This is a genomic window from Haloactinomyces albus (assembly GCF_031458135.1).
In the GTDB taxonomy this organism is placed as follows: Bacteria; Actinomycetota; Actinomycetes; order Mycobacteriales; family Pseudonocardiaceae; genus Haloactinomyces; species Haloactinomyces albus.
In genome coordinates this window covers 2855189-2876664 of the sequence record NZ_JAVDXW010000001.1, presented here as the reverse complement: position 1 = coordinate 2876664, position 21476 = coordinate 2855189, and the positions used below count along the sequence as shown (strand labels likewise).

The 21476-nt window shown below is 67.2% G+C and carries 20 protein-coding genes; 8 read left to right on the top strand and 12 right to left on the bottom strand.

Going from position 1 to position 21476, the window contains the following annotated elements:
• Positions 1 to 377 precede the first annotated feature (377 nt).
• A complete protein-coding gene (locus tag JOF55_RS13620) occupies positions 378 to 1946 on the top strand; it encodes an alkaline phosphatase D family protein (protein WP_310274165.1) in 1569 nt (522 codons plus the stop codon).
• Positions 1947 to 2090: 144 nt separating this feature from the next.
• On the opposite strand, the gene tsaD is transcribed toward JOF55_RS13620, so the two are convergent.
• The 11 genes from tsaD to JOF55_RS13565 form a co-directional block, all read right to left on the bottom strand.
• Entirely contained in the window at positions 2091 to 3167 is a 1077-nt protein-coding gene (gene tsaD / locus JOF55_RS13615) for a tRNA (adenosine(37)-N6)-threonylcarbamoyltransferase complex transferase subunit TsaD (protein ID WP_310274163.1), read from the bottom strand.
• Positions 3164 to 3643: a ribosomal protein S18-alanine N-acetyltransferase gene (rimI, locus tag JOF55_RS13610; protein WP_374727487.1), complete on the bottom strand. Its 480-nt coding sequence runs from the start codon at positions 3641 to 3643 to the stop codon at positions 3164 to 3166. Before rimI ends, tsaD begins: the two co-directional genes overlap by 4 nt.
• A 38-nt stretch (positions 3644 to 3681) precedes the next feature.
• A complete protein-coding gene (gene tsaB, locus JOF55_RS13605) occupies positions 3682 to 4398 on the bottom strand; it encodes a tRNA (adenosine(37)-N6)-threonylcarbamoyltransferase complex dimerization subunit type 1 TsaB (RefSeq protein ID WP_310274159.1) in 717 nt (238 codons plus the stop codon).
• Between the two features lie 28 nt (positions 4399 to 4426).
• Positions 4427 to 5821 carry an allantoinase AllB gene (gene allB, locus JOF55_RS13600; protein ID WP_310274157.1) on the bottom strand — a complete coding sequence of 465 codons (1395 nt, stop codon included), beginning with the start codon at positions 5819 to 5821 and terminating at the stop codon, positions 4427 to 4429.
• Between the two features lie 170 nt (positions 5822 to 5991).
• Positions 5992 to 6714 (bottom strand): aspartate/glutamate racemase family protein, encoded by a 723-nt coding sequence (locus JOF55_RS13595; protein WP_310274155.1) that lies wholly within the window; start codon positions 6712 to 6714, stop codon positions 5992 to 5994.
• A 44-nt stretch (positions 6715 to 6758) separates the two neighbouring features.
• Entirely contained in the window at positions 6759 to 8276 is a 1518-nt protein-coding gene (locus JOF55_RS13590) for an NCS1 family nucleobase:cation symporter-1 (RefSeq protein WP_310274154.1), read from the bottom strand.
• Positions 8277 to 8513: 237 nt separating this feature from the next.
• Positions 8514 to 9167 carry a GntR family transcriptional regulator gene (locus JOF55_RS13585; RefSeq protein ID WP_310274152.1) on the bottom strand — a complete coding sequence of 218 codons (654 nt, stop codon included), beginning with the start codon at positions 9165 to 9167 and terminating at the stop codon, positions 8514 to 8516.
• A gap of 147 nt (positions 9168 to 9314) precedes the next feature.
• The gene (locus JOF55_RS13580) at positions 9315 to 10439 is read right to left on the bottom strand and encodes a glycerate kinase (RefSeq protein ID WP_310274151.1); all 1125 of its coding nucleotides are present in this window, start codon (positions 10437 to 10439) and stop codon (positions 9315 to 9317) included.
• Between the two features lie 193 nt (positions 10440 to 10632).
• On the bottom strand, positions 10633 to 12351 hold the full coding sequence (gcl, locus tag JOF55_RS13575) for a glyoxylate carboligase (RefSeq protein WP_310274149.1): 1719 nt from the start codon (positions 12349 to 12351) through the stop codon (positions 10633 to 10635).
• A 243-nt stretch (positions 12352 to 12594) separates the two neighbouring features.
• Positions 12595 to 13473, bottom strand: a complete 879-nt coding sequence (locus JOF55_RS13570; protein WP_310274147.1) for a 2-hydroxy-3-oxopropionate reductase — start codon at positions 13471 to 13473, stop codon at positions 12595 to 12597.
• 99 nt (positions 13474 to 13572) lie between these two features.
• Positions 13573 to 14373, bottom strand: a complete 801-nt coding sequence (locus JOF55_RS13565) for a hydroxypyruvate isomerase family protein (protein WP_310274145.1) — start codon at positions 14371 to 14373, stop codon at positions 13573 to 13575.
• Positions 14374 to 14581: 208 nt separating this feature from the next.
• Here JOF55_RS13565 and JOF55_RS13560 point away from each other — a divergent pair, with 208 nt between their 5' ends.
• The 7 genes from JOF55_RS13560 (at position 14582) to JOF55_RS13530 (ending at position 20104) form a co-directional block, all read left to right on the top strand.
• The gene (locus JOF55_RS13560) at positions 14582 to 14851 is read left to right on the top strand and encodes a thiamine-binding protein (RefSeq protein ID WP_310274143.1); all 270 of its coding nucleotides are present in this window, start codon (positions 14582 to 14584) and stop codon (positions 14849 to 14851) included.
• Between the two features lie 9 nt (positions 14852 to 14860).
• On the top strand, positions 14861 to 15229 hold the full coding sequence (locus JOF55_RS13555; RefSeq protein WP_310274141.1) for a helix-turn-helix domain-containing protein: 369 nt from the start codon (positions 14861 to 14863) through the stop codon (positions 15227 to 15229).
• Between the two features lie 192 nt (positions 15230 to 15421).
• Entirely contained in the window at positions 15422 to 15949 is a 528-nt protein-coding gene (gene uraD, locus JOF55_RS13550; RefSeq protein ID WP_310274139.1) for a 2-oxo-4-hydroxy-4-carboxy-5-ureidoimidazoline decarboxylase, read from the top strand.
• Entirely contained in the window at positions 15946 to 16296 is a 351-nt protein-coding gene (uraH, locus tag JOF55_RS13545) for a hydroxyisourate hydrolase (RefSeq protein ID WP_310274138.1), read from the top strand. The genes uraD and uraH overlap by 4 nt, the downstream gene beginning before the upstream one ends.
• A 6-nt stretch (positions 16297 to 16302) precedes the next feature.
• Positions 16303 to 17193 (top strand): factor-independent urate hydroxylase, encoded by an 891-nt coding sequence (pucL, locus tag JOF55_RS13540; RefSeq protein ID WP_310274136.1) that lies wholly within the window; start codon positions 16303 to 16305, stop codon positions 17191 to 17193.
• Positions 17194 to 17394: 201 nt separating this feature from the next.
• Positions 17395 to 18936, top strand: coding sequence for a nucleobase:cation symporter-2 family protein (locus JOF55_RS13535; RefSeq protein WP_310274134.1), 1542 nt, complete (start codon positions 17395 to 17397; stop codon positions 18934 to 18936).
• A gap of 157 nt (positions 18937 to 19093) precedes the next feature.
• A complete protein-coding gene (locus JOF55_RS13530) occupies positions 19094 to 20104 on the top strand; it encodes a glycoside hydrolase family 43 protein (RefSeq protein WP_310274132.1) in 1011 nt (336 codons plus the stop codon).
• Positions 20105 to 20214: 110 nt separating this feature from the next.
• On the opposite strand, the gene JOF55_RS13525 is transcribed toward JOF55_RS13530, so the two are convergent.
• Positions 20215 to 21468, bottom strand: a complete 1254-nt coding sequence (locus JOF55_RS13525) for a DUF6986 family protein (protein WP_310274130.1) — start codon at positions 21466 to 21468, stop codon at positions 20215 to 20217.
• Between the last annotated feature and the right edge of the window lie 8 nt (positions 21469 to 21476).

The following is a 21476-nucleotide window of genomic DNA, read 5'->3' as shown; positions in this document are numbered from 1 at the left end:
ACTTACCGAAAGGCGCCACTTCGACCGGGGGCCTGTAACACCGTTGAGTGCTTGCCCTAGGTTGCTCGCCATGGCTGTACCGACGAGGCCCACGAACCAGCCGTGGAAGCGTCGCCCACGACCGTCCCACCCACCCGGCCCCTCCGGCCCACCGCATCGCCCCGGCCGACGTCGGATATGACTCACCCCCTCCACGACTCGGGCTCGTCCACAGCCCGAGCTCCTCCCCTGCTCGGGACTCCCCAACGGTGGAGAGCATCGGCACGGCCGTGTCGCCGAGTGTTCACCTGATGCCCACCGGCCATCCGTATCCCCGGTCCACTCGTTCGAGTGAAGATTCCAGCGGAGTTTTCCGCGATCGTCTTCCGGAGGACGAGATGTCCGATTCCAGCGCGTCCGAACCCGTCAACCGTCGCGCGGTTCTGCTCGGCGGTGCCGCCGCACTCGGGGCGACCGCTGTCGGTGCCCCCGCGCTCGCCGACAACCTGGGCCGCCGTGGCGCAGGCACCGGCCGCCTCGCCGATCCCTTCACCCTCGGTGTCGCCTCCGGTGATCCGTTGCCCAGCGGCGTCGTGCTGTGGACACGCCTTGCTCCGGAACCGACCGCCGAGGACGGCAGGGGCGGAATGCCGGACAAAGCGATCCCGGTGCACTGGGAGGTCGCCGAGGACGAAAACTTCAAGGAGGTCGTGCAGCGCGGCAAAACCGAAGCCGTCCCCGAACTGGGGCACAGCGTGCACGTGGAGGTCGAGGGGCTCCGTCCCGGAGCGGAGTACTTCTACCGCTTCCGAACCAGGGGTGAGGTCTCCCCCGCCGGACGTACCCGAACAGCACCCGCACCCGGCACGCTCGGAGAGCTGACCATGTGCTTCGCCTCGTGCTCGCACTACGGCGCGGGCTACTTCACCGCCTACCGCCGCATGGCCGAAGAGGAGCCCGGACTGATCCTGCATCTGGGCGACTATCAGTACGAGTACCCCGCCTCCGAGGACGATGTGCGCACGGTACTCGGACCGGAGACCCGGACACTGGCCAACTACCGACAGCGCCACGCCCAGTACAAAACCGACCAGGACCTGCAGCTCGCGCATTCGATCGCGCCGTGGCTGGTGATCTGGGACGACCACGAGGCCGAGAACAACTGGGCCGACGAGGTCCCCGAGCAGCCGGATCCGAACTTCCTGGAACGGCGCGCGGCTGCGTTCCAGGCCTACTACGAGAACATGCCGCTACGCAGCACCTCGAAACCCCGCGGCATCGACATGCAGCTCTACCGGCGAATCCAGTGGGGTGGGCTGGCCAACTTCCACATGCTCGACACCCGCCAGTACCGCGACGACCAGGCCTGCGGTGACGGGTACAACGTGGAGTGCCCGGAGCGCTTCGACCCGAAGCGCAGCATCACCGGTGACAAGCAGGAGCGGTGGATCATCGACGGTTTCCACAACACCTCCGCGCGCTGGGACGTGCTGGGCCAGCAGGTCTTCTTCTCCCAGCTGGACCTGACTCCGGGCTCCGAGGAGGGCTACAACATGGATGCCTGGGACGGTTACGTCGCCAACCGCGATCGGATCGCCCACGCGATGGGTAACAGCAAGGTCCGCAACGGTGTCGTACTCACCGGCGACGTGCACCGACACTGGGCCGCCGAGATCAAGGACTCGCACGACCATCCGGACTCGAAGCCGGCCGGGACCGAGTTCGTCACCACCTCGATCACCAGCTTCGGTGACGGCAGCGACGACACCAATCAGGGCGTGCTCGACGACAATCCGCACGTGAAGTTCTACAAGGACCGGCGCGGCTACGTCCGGACGAAGTTCACCGGCAGCCGGCTGCGCACGGATTACCGCGTGCTGCCGTACGTGACACGCAAGGGAGCGCAGGTCGAGACCGCAGCCAGCTTCGTGGTCGAGGACGGCGACCCCACCCTGCACCGGGCATAAGCTCGACTCGCGAGTGTCCAGCACCGGTTGCTTGGGGACAACAGACGCGCATGTGGACAGTTGTGCACGTCATTGGTGCAGTTTCGCGCGAAATCACAAAAATGCGGTTTCGCGCGAAACTGCAAAAAGCACCGGCGCCGGGGCTCAGCGTAGGACGACGGTTTCCACCGGCAAGCCCGGATCCGCGGGGATACCCGATGGGGACGGTTCGGCACCGGAGGCGAGCACATGGGCGCCCAGTGCGGCGATCATCGCGCCGTTGTCGGTGCACAACCGCGGGCGCGGCACGCGCAGTGTGAGTCCCGCCGCGGCACAACGATCGGCGGCGAGGCTCGCCAGCCGGGAGTTCGCGGCGACACCTCCCGAAATCACCAGAGTGTCGACGTCGAGGTCCCCGGCGGCCCGAACCGCCTTCGCGGTCAGCACGTCGGCCACCGCCTCCTGGAACGAGGCACACACGTCCTCCACGGGCACCTCCCTCCCGTCGCGGCGGGTCTGCTCCACCCACCGCGCGACAGCGGTCTTCAGCCCCGAGAAGGAAAAGTCGTTGCGGGCATCGCGCGGCCCGGTCAGTCCGCGCGGGAACGCGATCGCGTTCGGGTCCCCTGCCCGAGCCATCCTGTCGATCGGTGGCCCACCGGGGTACGGAAGATCCAGCAGTCGGGCAACCTTGTCGTAGGCCTCACCGGCGGCATCATCGATCGTCGAACCGATGGGGATGACCTCCTCGGCGATCCCGGCGACCGAGAGCAACTGGGTGTGCCCACCGGAGACCAGCATCGCCAGGCACCGCGCAGGCAGCGGTCCGTGTTCCAGGGTGTCCACGGCGACGTGCCCGGCGAGGTGGTTGACCCCGTACAACGGCACGCCCAGCGCACTGGCGTAGGCCTTCGCGGCCGCGACACCGACCATCAGCGCACCCGCCAGGCCGGGCCCTGCTGTGACGGCGACCGCGTCCACATCGGAAAGTTCGAGTCCGGCCTCGTCCAGTGCCCGACGCGCAGTCGGTGCCATCGCTTCGAGATGTGCCCGACTCGCGATTTCCGGCACCACGCCGCCGAAGCGGGCGTGCTGGTCAACACTGGATGCCACGGCGTCGGCGAGCAACCGGACCGACCCGTCCGGCAGCAACCGCACCAGACCGACACCCGTCTCGTCGCACGAGGTCTCGATCCCCAGCACGATCCGGCCGGGTTCGGCCGTGATGCCGGCGGCGCTCATGTCCCACCACCTTCCTCCACAGTGGATGACGCGGGACGCATCATGGTGTGCGCGTCCGCACCGGAGGGCTGGTAATAACGCTTGCGCACTCCCACGACCTCGAATCCGTGTTCGCGGTAGAGCGCAACGGCGGCATCGTTGTCGGTCCGCACTTCCAGAAACGTCCGCGCCTGCCACTCATCGGCCTTGTTCAGCAAGCTGCGCAGCAGTGCACGACCGATGCCCCGTCCTTGGTACTCGGGATCGACGGCGATGGTGTGCACTTCGGCCTCTGCCCGGGGCGGATGTCCGACCAGGGCGAGCCCGGCATAGCCCAGTAAACGCTCCTGCTCGTCATAGGCACCGAGATAGAAGTGCCCACGCTTGAGTTCGGAGACGAACGCGGACTCGGACCAGGGATCGTCGCCGGGGAACAGGATTCGCTCCAGCTCGGCGCAACGAGCCAGATCACGGCGAAGCAGCTTGGCCAGGTGCACGGTCCCGTCGGTGCCCGGCACGAAATCGGAAATCTCGCTCACGTCCGACCTCGGTTGGTGTCCGTACCGGCACTCACCGGCTTCGGCGGTCCGGGAGTTCCGGCGTCCGGCCTGCGCAGGTACAGCGGTACCAGCGGCTGCGGGTCGGTACCGGCGCGTAGCTCGGCACCGGCGGCGGCAACCAGGCCCACCGGAGTCGGGTAGCTCGGCTCGACGGCGTCGAGGCCGAACACCTCGCGATGACGCAGTGCCATCTCCCCGGCGGCACTGCGGACCCCCAGGTCTCCGAGCCGGCCCGGCACGTTCTCGGGACGCTCGACGTCCGGCTCCGTCAGGCGAGCACGCGCACCGCCGGGCCGGTGCGCGCCATAAACCGCCCAGTAGACCTCCTTGCGGCGTGCGTCGGTGGCCACCAACAGGGGGTCGTCCCCGGGCGCCTGCGCGGCGATCGCGTCGAGACTGCACACCGGGTGAACCCGTGTTGGGCAGGCATGTCCGAGCGCGGCAGCGGTGACCATGCCCACCCGCAGGCCCGTGAAGGGCCCCGGCCCGGAACCGACCACGAGAGCATCCGCCTCGCCGAGCTCACGGCCCGCCTCGGCCAGAACCTCCAGGAGCTGAGGCATGAGCAGTTCACCGTGTGCCCGCGGGTTCACCGTCACTCGCTCGGCGAGCAGCTGCGGACCCGCGTCATCCAGTGCGACCAGCCCCGCGGTGACCGCAGGGGTCGAGGTGTCCAGCGCGATGACGAGCACAATGCCCCAGGTTACGTGAGCTGCCCGCTCACACCTCTCCCCGGTTCAGAAACTCCCCGCGCGGAGTGGAGCTGTCCGCGTCCGGCCCCGCGATGTGGTGTCCACGCAGCCAGGTATTCCGCACCACACCGGCCAGGGCACGTCCGTGGTAGGCCGAAACCGGGTTGCGGTGGTTCAGCTTGCCGACGTCGACCACATAGGCGTCATCGGGGGCGAAGACGCACAGGTCGGCGTCGTTGCCGACGGCGATGGCACCCTTGCGCTGCAGCCCGGCGAGTTCGGCGGGCCGGGAGGACATCCACCGAACCACGTCGGCGAGATCGTGCCCACGCACACGCGCCTGCGTCCAGATCGCCGACAGGCCGAGTTGCAGACTCGACACTCCGCCCCAGGCCACGCCGAAGTCCCCGATGTCGAAGTGCTTGAGGTCCGGCGTACACGGCGAATGATCGCTGACGATGCAGTCGATCGTGCCGTCGGCCAGTCCCCGCCACAGCAGTTCACGGTTGGCGGCCTCCCGAATCGGCGGACAGCACTTGAACTGGGTACCGCCGTCGGGAATCTCCTCGGAAGTGAAGCTCAGGTAGTGCGGGCAGGTCTCCACCGTCACCCGGACGCCGTCCGCGCGTGCCGAGGCGATCATGGCCAGCGCATCCGACGACGACAGATGCAGGATGTGCACCCGGGCACCGGTACGCCGAGCGGCTTCGATCACCTGGGCGATGGCGATGTTCTCCGCGCCTCGGGGACGGGAGGACAGGAAGTCGTCGTAGTCCTCCCCGTGGGCCGTGGGTGCGTGCTCGATCGCGTCGGAGTCCTCGGCGTGCACGATCATCATCGCGTCGAGTGCCGCGACCGTGCGCAGGGCCTCCTCCATCTCGGTGACATTCAGCGGCGGGAACTCGTCGACGCCGGAGTGCAGCAGGAAGCACTTGAAGCCGAAGACGCCGTCCTCGTGCAGCCCACGCAGCTCGGCCAGATTGCCGTGTACCGCACCGCCCCAGAAGCCCACGTCGACGTGCACCCGGTCCTGGGCTGCCTTGCGCTTGACCTGCAGCGCACCGCTGTCGATGGTCGGCGGCAGACAGTTCAGCGGCATGTCCACGATCGTGGTGATTCCGCCTTCGGCTGCGGCACGGGTCGCGGTCGGGAAACCCTCCCACTCGGCGCGGCCGGGGTCGTTGACGTGGACATGCGTATCCACCATGCCGGGCAGCAGCACCTCGTCGTCACCGAGTTCGACCTCCCGCGCGGCATCGAGGGCGGCATCCAGTGTCTCGATGGCGACGATGCGGCCGTCGCGGACACCGACGCTACCGGAGACCTCCCCGTTCGGACCGATCAGGCGCGGCGCGCGGAACACCACATCGAATCCCGTCCCGGTGCTCGCCGGTGCTGATGCCCGGGGTGCTGACTCGACCAATGCATCTCCTCCTCGTTCGCGATTAAACAAAATGTTGAACCCTGGATCGGCGCCGGTCAAGCCCTGCCGCGTCTTGCGGCCGTGCGCCCGAGATCGTCCGCCGGCGCCGGCACCGGTGTCGACGGTCACCCACCCGCGTACCTGGCCTCACCGAACAACACATCCAACCGTCACCGCTCGAACGGCCAGCCGCGGATCGTCTTGGGGCGCGGCTGGCGATAGGTTCGCGTCTTCGACGTGTGCAGCCCCAGCCGTACCAGTGATTCGGCCACCGTGACCGCGGCGGCCACGCCGTCCACGACGGGAACGCCCGTCTTGGCCGTGATTTCCTCGTCCAGACCCGCCATTCCGCCACAGCCGAGACAGATGACCTCCGCCCGGTCGGAGCACACGGCGTTTTCCGCCTGGTCGACGATGCCCCTGGTCGTGGCAGCGCGGTCCTGATCGAGTTCGAGCACCGTCAGACCGCTCGCACGCACCGACGCGCACCTGGCGTCGAGCCCGGCGAGTTTGAGCCGGTCCTCGATGAGCGGGACCGTACGATCCAATGTGGTCACGACCGAGTACTTGTACCCGAGGTACATCGCCGTGCTCGCCGCCGCCTCGGTGATGTCGACGACGGGCACGTCGAGGAGTTCCTGCAGCCCCTCTCTGCCGTGTTCACCGTATCCGGCCTGAATGACGGCGTCGTAGGGTTCCGGGTAGGTCGTGACGCGCTGCATCACGGCTACGGCGGCCAGGTAGCTCTCGAAGTTGCCTTCCACCGACTCCGCGCCGAACTCCGGTGTCAGTCCGGCGATCTCGGTGTCCGCCGAGGCGACCGATCGTGCCGTGTCGGCGATAGCCTCGGTCATCGCCTCGGTGGTGTTCACATTGACAACGAGTATCCGCATATTCTCCGTACCCTTCGATATCCTGGCGATCGGCTACCTCGCGGCTAGTGCCCGCCGACGCTGGGCACGGCGATGTCCTCGCCGTCGACATCCTGGAACTGTGCCCGCCGGTCGGCGATGACCAGGTAGAGCACGGCCGCCGACCCAGCGCCGAAGAACCAGGAGTACCCGGACACGGCTTCGAACACCGGCACCAGCGCCAGCACGACGGCCAACCCGCACGCCGGGATCAGCGCGGCGAACGCCCGCCGATTGACGCCGGAACGGTAGTGGTACGCGCCATTCGGATCGCCGGTGTACAGCGCGGGAATGTCGATCCTCGCCCTGCGCAGCACCCAGTAGTCGGCCATGATGATGCCGAACACCGGCCCGAGGGCCGCGCCGAGCCCACCCAGAAAGTAGTTGATCATGGTGGGGCTGTTGTAGAGGTTCCACGGCAGGATCACCAGACCGAAGATCGCGGTCAGTACCGCGGCGCCACGGAAGTCGACCTTGTGTGGCAGCAGGTTGGTGAACATGTAGATCGGGGCGACGAAGTTGGCGAGCAGGTTCACCGCGATCGTGAGTATCACCAGCACCAGGCAGGCGATGGACAGCAGCAGGAGGTTCGGGATCTTCTCCACGACGTCTTGCGGACTCTCGATGATCTGTCCGTTGATCCGGAACTGAGCCCCCGCGAGCACCACCACGATGCCGGCGAAGAACAGCATGTTCACGAAAATTCCGAAGAAGTTCCCGCGCGTGATGCAGGACTTCGACTTGGCCGAGCGAGTGAAGTCGCAGAAGTTGAGCATGAACGTGCCGTAGATGACGACCCACAGGGCACTCCCGGTCAGAATCTCGCCCCACATGGCCGCGCCGGTCGGCCCCCGATCGGCCGGGAACGCGATCGAACCGCCGGCTTCGATGAACATCCACACGGCGATCGACAGCAACGTCACCAGGACCACGGGACCGGCGAACGACAGGTACCGGCGGATCATCTCCATGCCGTAGCTGGCGATGACGGTCTGCACCACCCACAGGAACACGAACGTGATCCAGCCGAGTGTGGAGAGCCCGAGGAACGAGTTCGCATCGAGGTCCTGCAGGGACGGGAATATCGCGATGAGCATCACCCGCAACACGGCCGAGGCCAGGTAGGTCTGGATCCCGAACCACGCGATGGCCACACACCCGCGGACGAGCGAGGAAATCTGGCCGCCACGGATACCGAACGCGATCCGGCTCATGACGGGGAAGGGCACGCCGGTCTTGTAGCCCGCGTACCCCGACAGGTTCAGCAGCAGGAGGATCATGAGCCCACCGAGTGCGAAGGTGAGCAGGATCTGCCAGCCGCCGAGCCCAAGCGCGAACAACCCGATCGCGAAGGCATAGTTGCCGAGGCTGTGCACGTCGTTGGCCCACAGCGTGAAGACGTTGTAAGCGCTCCACGGGCGGTCGGCCCGCTTGGTCGGGGCCAGATCCTGGTTGTAGAGCCGGTCGCTGATCGATCGGGCGGGCACGTCCGAGGAATCCGCTCGGGACACCTCGGATCCGTGGTCGGCTTGCTGAGTGGACATAGCGGCTCCGGGTTTCGCTGTCCGAGTCCGGCAGAGTGGCCTACTTCCACACAGAAAATTTCACGATGCGGAAGTATGTTTCAACGTATACATAAACGTAGACATGACATGGACCACGGTCAAGACATCAGGGGACACCGCTGTGACACGGTCCCGCAGCAACACGGAAGAAGCTCCGGACACTGCTTCGGGAAGGATCGGTTCGGCCACCGAGAAGACCCGGACGAGATCGCCGGCTCAGTACAGAATGCGGTTGAACACCATGGTCCGGCTGGAACGGACGTGCTCCCTGGCCAACTCCGTGGCACGCTCGGCGTCCCCTGCGGAAATCGCGGCGTGCAGATCCTCGTGCTCGGTGCACACCCGGTCCGGTTCCAGGTTCAGCCGGAACATCCACGCCAGCCGACCGTGCAGCGGTTCGAGCATCGACCCCAGCAGTTCGTTGCCCGAGACGGCCACGAGCTCCTCGTGAAACGCCGCATTGGCCCTCGACATGGCCTCGAGGTCCTGATCCCGCAACGCGCTGCGAGCCTCGCGGGACAGCTCCCCCAGCCTGTCCGCCGCATCAGCACGCGCGTTACCGGCCGCCAGCCTCGCGGCGAGCACCTCCAGAGCCTCCCGGACGTCGAAGAGCTCCTCCAGCTGCCGCCGGTCGAGACTGCGGACGAAGACGCCACGCCGCCGCGAGCGCACCTCGACGAGGCCCTCGCTCTGCAGCATGCGGATCGCTTCCCGCACCGGCACGCGCGAGACCCCGAACTCCGCGGCCAGGTCCTGCTCGAAAAGCCGGTCCCCCGGGCGGAGGCTGCCCTCACTGATGCGCGCCTGCAGCGCCTCGCGAATCCGGTCTCGCAGTGGAGCGCGCGAGCTCGCGCCGGGTTCCTCAGTCACAGACACAGCTCCTCCTCGGGCATTGCCTCCACCCTAAGAGGACATCCGCGGTCGCCGTGGGAGCCTCGTACAAACGGTACGAACGGCGCCTGCCGCGGCCCCCGGCACGGCAGGACCACGCAGCGGGTCCCGGGCAGGCGCGTCGCTCTACAACCACTCGTCGGCGAGCCGCTCACCCAACGATTCCAGCAGGGACGCCGCCTCACGCATGCTGCGCTCGGTATCGGGCTCGATATCGGCCACGACATAGCTCCCGGCGAAACCGCTCTCGCGCAGGCGCTCCCGGGGGAGCGCGCACTGCCCGGCGACAGCGACCACCGGCACTCCCGCGGACACGGCACGCGCCGCGACACCTGCCGGAGCCTTGCCGTACAGCGTCTGCTCGTCCAGCGACCCCTCACCGGTGACGACCAGCCGCGCCCCGTTGAGCTGCTCCTCGAACTCCACCAGTTCGAGGACCATGTCGACGCCCGCACGCCGCCGCGCCCCCAGCACGGCCAGCGCGGCAAACCCCACGCCGCCCGCCGCACCCGCACCCGGATCCTCCGCGACGGCACGTCCACCCGCCTTGGTCACCGCCTCTGCCCAGCGCCGCAGCGCGGAATCCAGCACTCCGACCTGCTCGGGATCGGCCCCTTTCTGCGGGCCGTAAACATGGGCGGCTCCGCTCTGCCCGAACAAGGGGTTGTCGACATCGGAGGCCAGCACGACCTCGGTGTCGGCCAGGCGCGCATCGAGTCCCGACAGATCGACTTCGGCCACTCTGTTCAGCGGGCTCCCTCCCGGGGGCAGCGGATACCCCTCGGCGTCGAGCACGCGGGCGCCGAGGGCGACCAGCATTCCGGCCCCGCCGTCGGTACAGGCACTGCCTCCCACACCGAGCACGATGGTCCGGGCTCCCGCGTCCAGCGCGGCACGGACGAGTTCACCGGTGCCGTCGCTGGAGGCACTCAGCGGGGCGATCTCGTCCTCGTCGAGGCAGGCCAACCCCGAGGCAGCGGCCAGTTCCACCACCGCGGTATCACCCCACACCGCGATCTCGGCATCGACCGGTTCGCCGGTCGGCCCGGTGGCAGGCGCGGACACCCGACGATAGTCGCCGGTGGCGAGCGCGGCCTGCACCGTGCCATCACCACCATCGGCTACGGGAGTGCAGCGCACATCGATGCCCGGCCTGCTGCGACGCAGCCCCGCCGAGACGGCCTCGGCGACCTCGGGGCCGGTCAGCGACCCCTTGAACTTGTCCGGTGCGATCAGAACATGACCAGGCACAGCACACTCCCGCAATCAACCGTGGATGGTGTTCCTCACCGACTCGCCCGGCACGGCCGGTGAGGAACACCAGGATCGTCGAACCATTGCATCCGACGACCCAGCTTTGGGGAAGGGGTACCGCGCTCGCCGGGACACCACCGCGCGTCCCGGCGAGCGCGTCCCTCGAAGGGGCCTGCACGGGCCCCGGGTCTCACGAGGCGTTCGGCACCTGCTCCGGCTCCGCGACGGCGTCGATGCGCACCCCGTTGGCGGTGTTGGCCTCCCGCTCGATCATGACCTCGACCAGCACCGGACGGCTGGTGGCCACCGCCTCCTTGCGCGCCCACTCGATGGTCTCGGTGAGTTCGGCCGGGTCGGTCACACGGCGTCCCGAGCAGCCGTAGGCCTCCATCACCTTGACGTTGTCGGTGCCGTGCTCGTCGTAGTGGATATCGACCTCGGTGTTCATCCCGTAGCCCTCCTCGGCCATGCGGATCAGGCCGAGGTACTCGTTGTTGAGCATGATCACCACGAAGCCGACGTCGTACTGCGCGGCCACGGCCAGCTCCTCCACCAGGAACTGGAAGGAGTAATCACCGACGACGGCGGCGACCTCGGCGTCCGGCTTCGCCGACTTCACCCCGATGGCCGCCGGAACTTCCCAGCCGAGCGGCCCCGCCTGACCGCACACCTGGTAGTGCCGCGGCTTGTGCGTGGTCTGGAACTGGCCGGACCAGATCTGGTACAGCCCGATGGCGGTGGTGAAGTAGGTGTCCGGGCCGAAGATCTCGTTGATCTCCTTGAACACCCTCGGCGCCTTGATCGGCACGCTGTCGTAGTCGTCGGGGCGGGTGTGGGTCCGCTTCAGCTCACCGATCCGCTCCACCCACTCCGGGAAGCTCCCGCCCGCGGGGTTCGCGCCCTGCTCGCGCCGCTTGACCGCCGCCAGCAGGGCGTCCAGGAACGGCCCGGTGTCGGAGACGATGCCGAGGTCCGGTCCGAACACCTTGCCGATCTGAGTGGGCTCGATGTCGACGTGGATGAACTTCCGCTCGCCCCGATAGGTGTCCAGCGCACCGGTGTGGCGATCGCCGAAGCGAGCCCCCAGGGCCAGCACGAGGTCGGATTCCAGGAACGACTGGTTGCCGTAGCGCTGGCTGGTCTGAATACCCGTCATGCCTGCCCAGAGTTCGTGGTCCTCCGGGAACGAGCCCTTGCCCATGAGCGTGACCTGCACCGGAATACCGAGTAGTTCGGCGATCTCCTGCAGTCGCTCGTGCGCTTCTCCCAGCACGACACCGCCACCGGACAGAATGAGCGGGCGCTCGGCCGCCAGCAGCATGTCCAGAGCGCGCTCCACCCGCGGCAGGTGCGGCTCGACGCGCTGCACGGGCAGTGGTGCGTCGATCGTCGGGTCCCACTCGATTTCCTGCTTCTGCACGTCCAGCGGCAGGTCGATCAGCACCGGCCCCGGACGGCCCGAACGGGCGGTCCGGAACGCCTCACGGATGATCCACGGCGCCTGTGCGGCCTCTTTGACCTGCACCGACCACTTGGTGACCGGCTTGGCGACATCCACGATGTCGACCGCTTGGAAGGCCTCCTGGTGCAGCTTGGTGGACACGGCCTGCCCGGTGAGGCAGACCATCGGGATGGAGTCGGCCTGCGCGGTGTAGAGACCGGTGATCATGTTGGTGCCCGCGGGACCGGAGGTCCCGATGGCCACGCCGACCTTGCCGTTGGTGCGCGCCCAGCCATCGGCCATGTGGGTCGCGCCCTCTTCGTGACGCACGGTCAGGTGCTTGATGTCGCGATGCTCCATCGCGGCGTAGAGCGGGAGGATGGCCGCGCCGGGACATCCGAACGCGGTATCGACGCCCTCCGATTCGAGCACGTCGACAACGGCCTGCATGACAGGAACTTTCGGCATGGTGTAGAACCTCTCGGAGGTGCGGGTGTCCCCGCATCGACTCGGGAGCGGGTAGGCGGGACCGGATGCTTGGCGGCGACGGACCGTCTACCCGCGACCTGGGAAACAGAAGCCGGGCTGCTACTCGCCCGCCGGGGCCCCGGCCCCGCCTTGCGCCGTCGCAGGAGAGGGAAGGCGAGGCCGGGCCCGGCCCGATCGAATGGCCTCGATACGGACCTATCCGTCGGGACGTGTCGGAACCCCTTACTCGGTGCCGTTGAGGCGGGCGATCTGCCGGAACAGCCCGGAGTGATCCAGCGAACCGTCACCCTGGGCGACAGCAGCCGCCATGAGCTGCGAGACGAGGGAACCCAGTGGAGTGGACACTCCCGCATCGCGGGCTGCGCTCTGCACGATGCCGAGGTCCTTGTGGTGCAGCTCGATCCGGAAACCGGGCTGGAACTGCCGAGCACGCATGCCCGCGTTCTTGGCGTCCAGCACCTTGCTGCCCGCCAGACCACCGCCGAGCACCTGGAACGCCGAGTCGGTGTCCACGCCGTGCGCCTCGAGGAAGCCGAGGGCCTCGGCAACCAACCCGATGTTGCCCGCCACGATGAGCTGGTTGGCTGCCTTGACGGTCTGGCCGGAGCCCGCGGGACCGACGTGCACGACGGTCTTGCCGACCGCGTCGAGTACTCCACCCGCTGCGGCGAAGGCATCCGCCTCGCCACCGACCATGATCGACAGCGCACCGTCGATCGCGCCTTTCTCGCCACCGCTGACCGGTGCGTCGAGCGCCTGCACGTGTTGCTTCGCGGCGACCTCGGCGACCTGCCGGGACACGTCCGGGCGAATCGTGCTGCAGTCGATGAGCAGCGCGCCCTCCCGAGCATGGGCCAGGACACCGTCGTCACCGAGCACCACGGATTCCACGTCCGGCGAGTCCGGCAGCATCGTGACGATCACGTCCGCATCGTCGACCGCTTCGGCCACGCTCCGCGCGCCCTTGCCACCCTCGGCGATGAGCTTGTCGACCTTGGGCTGGCTACGGTTGTAGCCGGCCACTTCATAACCGGCGGCGACGAGATTCGCCGCCATCGGGCCGCCCATGATGCCCAATCCGATGAATCCGACCTTGGTCATCGGTACCTCCAGTTCTCATGCTTGTGCTGCGCTTTCGCGGGCACGTGTCGTCCTGCCCGCGCGGGAAAATTGCAGTTTCGCGCGAAACTGCAATTCCGCTCAGGCCGAGATCCAGCCGAAGCTGTCGGTGGTGGCTCCGCTGGCCTTGTACTCCAGACCGATGTCACCCCGGTAGCCGGCGGCGTGCAGCTTGCCGAAGTAGTGCTCGAAATCGACCCGCCCGGTTCCCGGCTCGTTTCGTCCCGGCGCATCCGCGATCTGGACATGGCCGATCTCGCTCCCACGGCTGTCGATGACCGCGTCGGGGTCATCGCCGTTGGTCACCAGGTGGTAAAGGTCGAACAGCAGGCGCAGGTTGTCCACGTTCCCCTCGGAGTGCACCCGGTCGATCACCGTGAACGCATCGGATGCCGTCTTCAGTGGGTAGCTGGGGGTTCCGCTCACCGGCTCGATCAGGACGGTGCCGTCGATACGGGCCGCTGCCTGCGCCGCCCGCACGAGGTTCTCGGTTGCGGTGGCGTCCTGCACCGAGGGCTCGGTCTCGTCGAGCCGGTTGCCGTAGAGCGCATTGAACGCGGTGCACCCCAGCCGGGCCCCGATACCCACGGCGACGTCGACATTGTCGGTGAACTCGCGGGAACGGCCGGGATGCGAGAGCACCCCGCGCTCCCCGGCGGGCATGTCCCCGGCGAAGAAGTTCAACCCCACCAACGAGACCCCGGCCTCGTCGACGGCACGGACGAACTTGTCGACCTCGCTGTCACTGGGCACGGGCTCCGAGAACGGCCACCAGAACTCGACCGCGTCGAATCCGGCTTCCTTGGCCGCTGCGGGCCGCTGTGCGATCTCGAGCTCGGTGAACAGGATCGAGAGATTGACGTCGTACCGGAAGGAATTCATCCGCACCCCCTGGAAGCTTCGCTGGGTGATTCGCTGAAATTTCGTATCGCGAAACCCATATTTCGTACAGCGATAGAATAGCGAGCTTCTGTCGTGCGGTCAACGTCGCCGGACTCCCGCACTCCCGTTCCATCCGACCGGGGGCGCTCTCACACCACACCGGATCGGGCTACCGTGACCGCAGTACTTCCGGCCGGAAAGCAGCCCCATGCACGTGAGAGCAGAGTTCACCACCGAACCATTCGAGGGCGAGGGCGAACCTCCCGCGCACGCCTTCGCGGCGCGCGACAGCCTGCGCTCGTCGGGTCTGGAACCCGAATTCGGCCCCCTGGGCACCGCGATCAGCGGGGAACGCGAGGCGGTCCTGCCCGCGCTGGCCTCGATGCTGGACAAGGCCCTGGATGCGGGAGCGGACAGGATCACGATGCAGGTCAGCATCGACGACGCCATCGTCGACGAGTCCGCCGAGGAGTTCTAGGAGCACGCCGTGCACGAACTCTCCACCGCACTCGCCCCGCTGTTGAACCACATCGGCGCCACCGTCGTGCCCGTCGAGGAACGCGTGCCCGGTGACATCGTCCTGTACTGGGAAGGAGCACCGGCGATCGCCGTCCGGCTTCCCGACGAGGAACTGACCAGCGCACTGGATCGGGTGATCGGACAGGTCGAAGCGGAACTCGGCGCCCGGTTGGCGGACCTACCGCGTGCCGACAAGCAACGCGCCGTACGGCTCCTGGAGGAGCGCGGTGCGTTCACCCTGCGCAAGTCGGTCGAATCGATCGCGAAAACGCTCGGCGTCAGCCGGTTCACCGTGTACAACTATCTGAACCGCGAGCAGGCAAGCTCGAAACGCTGAGCCCCGCTCCCGGAGTCCCGGCTCGGCTGGCAGGGCCGGAATTGTGCCGGTGCACAACCGCCGACCCAGCAACTTCAACAAAGTGTTGACGACTCGCGTGGCGTGAGCGTAGCTTCTGCCCAACCGAAGCCGCTCCCGGCCGACCACTGGCCCACACCGGAGCACCAGGACCGAACCCGTGGGGTCTTACCTATGTCAGCACCATCATCGACCGACACCGGTCCCGGTCTCGGCAGAGTCAACGGCCTGCCCCGACCGGACCTGGTCAAGCAGCTACTTGCCTGCCTCGACGTGCAACGCTGGGCACACGAGATCGCCGATCGGCGTCCCTATGCCACAGCCGCCGAACTGTACGAAGCGGCCGACACGGCAGCACCCGACCTCACCGACGACGAGATCCGGTCCGCCCTCGCAGCCCACCCCCGCATCGGGGAGCGCTCGGAGGGCGACGACACCTCCTCGTCGTGGTCACGCAGTGAGCAGTCCGGAGTGAGCGACGAGGACACCGAACTGACCACGGCACTCCGTGCGGGCAACCGGGAATACGAGCGGCGGTTCGGTCACGTTTACCTGGTCTGCGCCAGTGGCCGCAGCGGCACCGAACTCCTGGAGATCCTGCACTCCCGCCTGGACAACGACCGGGACACGGAAAAGCGGATCGTGGCCGAAGAACTACGCAAGATCGCACGACTGCGACTGGCAAAGGTGATCGAGAGTTGAGTACCGACACAGTCAGTGCGGTGACCACGCATGTGCTGGACGCCGCACGCGGCCTGCCCGCGGCAGGGATCGCGGTCCGACTGGAGGCCGCCGACGGATCCGACTGGAAGCAGCTGGCCGAGGCGGAAACCAACGACGACGGCCGGGTCAAGCAACTCGGTCCGCAACGACTGGAGGTCGGCGACTACCGGCTGACCTTCGCCACCGGTGCCTACTTCGAACGGCTGGGCACCGAGTCCTTCTATCCGCAGGTGCAGATCACCTTCCGCATCGGCGATCCCGAGCAGCACTACCACGTGCCGCTCCTGTTGAGTCCGTTCGCCTATTCCACCTACCGAGGGAGTTGATCCACCATGGGTATCGTCATTGGTCAGAACCAGTACGGCAAGGCCGAGTGCCGCCTCGTCACGGTCGACCGCAGCAGCGATCGCCACAACATCAAGGACCTCAACGTCAGCACCTCGCTGCGCGGGGCGTTCGACGAGACGCACCTGACCGGCGACAACAGCAACGTGCTGCCGACCGACACGCAGAAGAACACCGTCTTCGCCCTGGCCAAGGAGTCTCCGGTCGGTGAGATCGAGGATTTCGCGCTGCGTCTCGGGCGGCACTTCGTCGACTCCCAGGAGCCCGTCGAGGGAGCGCGCGTACTCATCGACGAGTACAGTTGGCAGCGGATCCCCGTCGACGGAGCCGACCACGATCATTCCTTCTCCCGCGCCGGTGAGGAGAAGCGCACCACCGCGGTGACCATCGACGGTTCGCAGGCCTATGTGGTCTCCGGCTTGAAGGACCTGGTCGTACTCAAGTCCACCGGCTCCGAGTTCTGGGGCTATCCGAAGGACAAGTACACGACATTGACCGAGACCACCGATCGGATCCTGGCCACCGCCGTGACCGCGCGCTGGCGCTACCTGAGCACCGATGTGAACTGGGCCAAGAGTTTCGAGGCCATCCGCAGCACCATGCTGGAGGCCTTCGCCACCACGCACAGCTACGCGCTGCAGCAAACCCTCTACGAGATGGGCAAGGCAGTGCTCGAGCAGCAGCCGGATGTCGCCGAGATCCGGATGTCCCTGCCGAACAAGCACAACTTCCTTTACGACCTGGAACCGTTCGGTCTGAACAACGAGAACGAGGTGTACATCGCCGCCGACCGTCCTTACGGACTGATCGAGGGCACTGTGACCCGTGACGACGTACAGCCGGCGCCACAGGCCTGGTACAGCCTGCCCGAGTTCTGATCAGCACGGCGTTCTGATCAATGCGGCAGGGGCCGCCGTTCTCCGGCGGCCCCGCACGCCCCGGAACACCACGAGGACGGTCCGCGGGCAAACCTTTGTGGATATTTTTCTTCGCGTGCCCGAAACACAGAGGAAATCGCTCCATATCCCGGCACCGATAGTTCTATGATCTGACCTTTCCAAGCGGCCCAGGAGTCCCCTATGGCCCTGTTCACCAAACGGCACAACCGCGGCACCCGCAACGGAAGATCCGAGGTCCACCCCGTGGATCAGATGCTTCCACCGGGCAAACTGACCGCCTACGGCATTCAGCACATCGCAGCGATGTATGCCGGTGTCGCAGCACCACCGCTGATCGTCGGCCAAGCCATCGGACTCAGTCCGGTGGAGATGACACTGCTGATCGGAGCGAGTCTGCTCACCGCCGGGCTGGCGACTCTGTTGCAGTCTATCGGTGTCTGGCGCATCGGCGCCAGGTTGCCGTTCGTTAATGGCGTCACATTCGCCTCCGTCGCACCGATGCTGGCCATCGTGGCCCAGCACGGCGAGGCGAACTCGCTGTCGATCATCTACGGCTCGGTGCTGATCGCCGGTGTCCTCGCGTTCCTCGGAGCACCGTATTTCTCCCGGATGGTGCGGTTCTTCCCCCCCGTGGTCAACGGAACCGTGATCACGCTGATCGGACTGTCGCTGTTTCCGGTTGCGATCGGCTGGATCGCCGGGCAGGACCCGGAGGCACCCGACTACGCCTCCCCGGTCAAGCTCGGACTCGGTGCGGGCACTTTCCTCCTCGTCCTGCTGCTCAACCGCTTCCTGAAGGGCTTCCTGAATCGGGTAGCCCTGCTCATCGGCTTGGTCGTTGGCTCGCTTGTGGCCTGGCCGCTCGACGCGGTGAACACCAGCACCTTCGCGCAGGCACCGATCTTCAACTTTCCGATGCCGTTCGAGCTCGGCGCACCGTCGTTCAACCTCACCGCGACCATCTCGATCTGCATCGTGATGCTGGTGGCGATGACGGAAAGCACCGCCGACATGATCGCCCTCGGGGAGATCGTCGACCGGCCCGCTGGTGAGCAGACCATCGCGGCCGGGCTGCGTGCCGATGGCGCGGGCAGCGCGCTGAGCGCGGTGTTCGGTGGCTTCACCTGCAGCGCCTTCGCCCAGAACATCGGGCTGGTGGCCCTGACCCGGGTCAAGAGCCGCTTCGTGGTCGCCGCGGCCGGTGGCGTGCTCATCGTGCTCGGCCTGTTCCCGGTGATCGGTGCGATCGTCTCGCTCGTACCGCAGCCCGTGCTGGGTGGTGCCGCCCTGGTGCTGTTCGGCTCCGTGGCCGCCAGCGGTATGCGCACCCTCGGCAAGGCCGGGTTGGGCGATCCGTTCAACGCCCTCATCGTCTCCGGAGCGCTGGGCGTGGGCATCATCCCGATCGTGGCGCCGGAGTTCTACGAGCACTTCCCCGCCGCGATGCGCACGGTGCTCGATTCCGGCATCAGCACCGGCTGCCTGGTCGCGGTGCTGCTGAATCTGCTGTTCAACAGCGGCCGCGCGCGTAAGGCCGAACTGGCCGCGCAGAATGAGGACGGCGAGCAGGATCCGCTCACCGCTCTGGAAGAGGATTCCACCAGCACGGTCACCGACTCCGAGGATGTCGGCGCCGCAGGCCAGGACCTCGGCCCCGTCCCCGTTCCGGAAGCCGAGCGGGACAACCCGCGTACCGAGACGAAGACCGAAACGAGGAACTGACCACATACATCGGCATATCGACAACATCGGTGGGCACGCGGAACTTTCCGCGTGCCCACATTCTTTCGAGGGTCCCTCGGTGGCGGGACGCATCCGGCGGATACCGGGCATGATCGGATGCACTGGGCGCGCAGAACAGGCCCACTCGGGAGAGATTGTGCAGCGATTCCCTCGATACTCGCGCCGCGCCACCCTGATCACGGCGGCGTTGACCCTGCTTTCCGGGCCGGTCACGCGGGCACGAGCAGCCGGTCCCCGCGATACGGACGCGTCCGATGTCGCCCACCTCGTCATCGACCGTGACTTTCCCGATCCCGACGTCATCGACGTCGACGGAACCCGTTACGCCTACGCCACGAACAGCGGCGGCACGAACGTGCAGGTCGCCACCGCCGATGCTCTCGACGGGCCCTGGCGGCGGCAGCCCGACGCGTTGCCGTCGAGCAATCTTCCGGAGTGGGTCGGTCCCGACGCGCAGGGATTCCCGAACGTCTGGGCCCCCGACGTCAGCAGCCGCGAGGAGGGCACATTCCTGCTCTACTACAGCGCCTTTCATCCCGGCAATCAGCAGCAGTGCCTCGGTGCTGCCACCGCCGAGTCCCCCGGCGGCCCTTTCGTACCCGCAGGCCCGCAGCCGCTGGTCTGCGGCCCCGGACGGGGCGACATCATCGATCCGGCGAGCTTCGTCGATTCCGACGGCTGCCGATACCTGCTGTACAAGGATTCGCGCGGTGCGCGGGCACGTGGCGGTCCCGCCACGATCCGATTGCGTCCCGTCGCCGCCGACGGGCTCACTCAGCAGGGCCCGGAGACCGTGCTGCTTCGCTCGACCCGCCCGGAAGAAGCCGGGATCGTCGAGGCACCCACGCTGGTGCGGCGTCCGGAGGGTTACGTGCTGTTCTACTCGGCGAACGCTTTCGACAGTGGCCGGTACTTCACGAACTACGCGACCTCATCGGCACTGACCGGCCCCTACACCAAGGCACCCGGGGCTTTTCTGAGCAAGGACAAGCTTGGCGGCGAGGTGACCGACCCCGGTGGTCAGGACGTGGTCGCCGATGCGAGCCACATCGTCTTCCACGGCGATCTCGCGGAACCGGGCGGACCGCGTGGCATGTACCTGGCCGAACTGCGCTGGAACGGCCTACATCCCGTGCTGATCGGCTGATCCCGACGGGGCCGGTCCGAAGGTGAAGGGACCGTGCCGTGACTGTCTTTTCCGAGTGAACGGACTGCTCGTTTCGTACGAGTGGTCGAACAGTCCGTTCACTCCGTCGCTTACAACCGGCCGAGTTCGCGGACCTTCGACTCGGACAGGCCCGTCATCTCCTGCACTTCCGCCGCATCGGTGGCGCCGTTGTCCAACGCGCGCACGAATGACGCGGCCAACGCGCGTGCGGTCGCGGGCTCGTCGAGGACCGCACCGCCGGTGGCGAAGACGTAGGCCGACAAGCGCTTCGCCTCGGCCGGAGCCGACTCGCGGAACGCGGTGAACACCGCCGCGTAGCGGGTGACCAGCTGCGCCGGATGCATGTCCCAGCCCTGGAAAAAGCCGTGCTCCAGTGAACGCCGCACCAGCCCGTAGTGCGTGCGCCAGCCGTGGTGAACCTGGTCGCCGGTCGGGAGCACGTTCGTCGATCCGTCGGACAGGAATACCCCGGTACCGGCTGCCGACACCTGCATCACATGCCGCGCGAAGTCACAGGCCCGATGCGCGAGGTGCTGATGCGCGGCGGTCAGCCCGCAACCTGCGGTGTAGTCGTAGGTACCGAAGTGCAGTCCGCTGACCCGGCCACCTCCGGCACGGAGGAACAGCGGCAGTGCGAACCGGCCTTGCGAATCAACGATGGACTGAGTGGTTTCGACCTGGATCTCGAAGGACAGTGCCCCCTCGGCGAGTCCGAGCCGCCGTTCCAGCAGTCCGAGGATCTCGACGAAAACCTCGACCTGCGCCACGTCGACGATCTTCGGAAAGGTCAGCCGCAACCCCTCGGGCAGTTCACCCCGGGCCTTGACGAGTTCGGTCAGGAAGATGTCCAGGGTCCGCACCGACCGTGCCCGCAACTGCGGATCGTCGAAGGACTTCACCCGCAGTCCAACATTGTCCGGTGCCGTGCCCTGCCGGAGCCACTCGGTCACGATGCCTGCCGTACGCTCCGCGTCGGCGTCCTCGACCGCATCGTCCGGACGGCCGTAGCCGTCCTCGAAGTCGATCCGCAGATCCTCGATCGGGGCAGCGAGCAGTTTCGCCCGCACCCGCGGATGCACCGCGGCCGCGTCCTGTGGCCCCAGCCCCAGAACCTCCGCGAGATCCCGGGGCTGGGCCGCATGCTCGTCGAGTGCGGCCAGAGCTTCCCGCGACCACCGCTGCACGGTGTCGGCGTCCACCTTGTCGGCGGGCACATAACAGGTGTGCACCGGCTGCCTTCGGGCAGCGGCACCCGGATACCGGCTCGCCATGTGCTCGTCCACGGCGGACAGCCGGGAGAGCCGCTGCTCGATTTCCGCGGTTTCCAGCGAGCTTCTGGCCACTTGCACTC

Bases quoted from the DNA above. Each gene is read 5' to 3' on its own strand.
- tsaD (WP_310274163.1), bottom strand. From the start codon at position 3,167: ATGAGCGCCGCCGGCATCACGGCCGAACCCGGCCGGATCGTGCTGGGG.
- JOF55_RS13590 (WP_310274154.1), bottom strand. From the start codon at position 8,276: ATGTCCACTCAGCAAGCCGACCACGGATCCGAGGTGTCCCGAGCGGAT.
- gcl (WP_310274149.1), bottom strand. From the start codon at position 12,351: ATGCCGAAAGTTCCTGTCATGCAGGCCGTTGTCGACGTGCTCGAATCG.
- JOF55_RS13570 (WP_310274147.1), bottom strand. From the start codon at position 13,473: ATGACCAAGGTCGGATTCATCGGATTGGGCATCATGGGCGGCCCGATG.
- uraD (WP_310274139.1), top strand. From the start codon at position 15,422: ATGTCAGCACCATCATCGACCGACACCGGTCCCGGTCTCGGCAGAGTC.
- JOF55_RS13560 (WP_310274143.1), top strand. From the start codon at position 14,582: ATGCACGTGAGAGCAGAGTTCACCACCGAACCATTCGAGGGCGAGGGC.
- pucL (WP_310274136.1), top strand. From the start codon at position 16,303: ATGGGTATCGTCATTGGTCAGAACCAGTACGGCAAGGCCGAGTGCCGC.
- JOF55_RS13535 (WP_310274134.1), top strand. From the start codon at position 17,395: ATGGCCCTGTTCACCAAACGGCACAACCGCGGCACCCGCAACGGAAGA.
- JOF55_RS13620 (WP_310274165.1), top strand. From the start codon at position 378: ATGTCCGATTCCAGCGCGTCCGAACCCGTCAACCGTCGCGCGGTTCTG.
- JOF55_RS13595 (WP_310274155.1), bottom strand. From the start codon at position 6,714: ATGCGGATACTCGTTGTCAATGTGAACACCACCGAGGCGATGACCGAG.
- JOF55_RS13565 (WP_310274145.1), bottom strand. From the start codon at position 14,373: ATGAATTCCTTCCGGTACGACGTCAATCTCTCGATCCTGTTCACCGAG.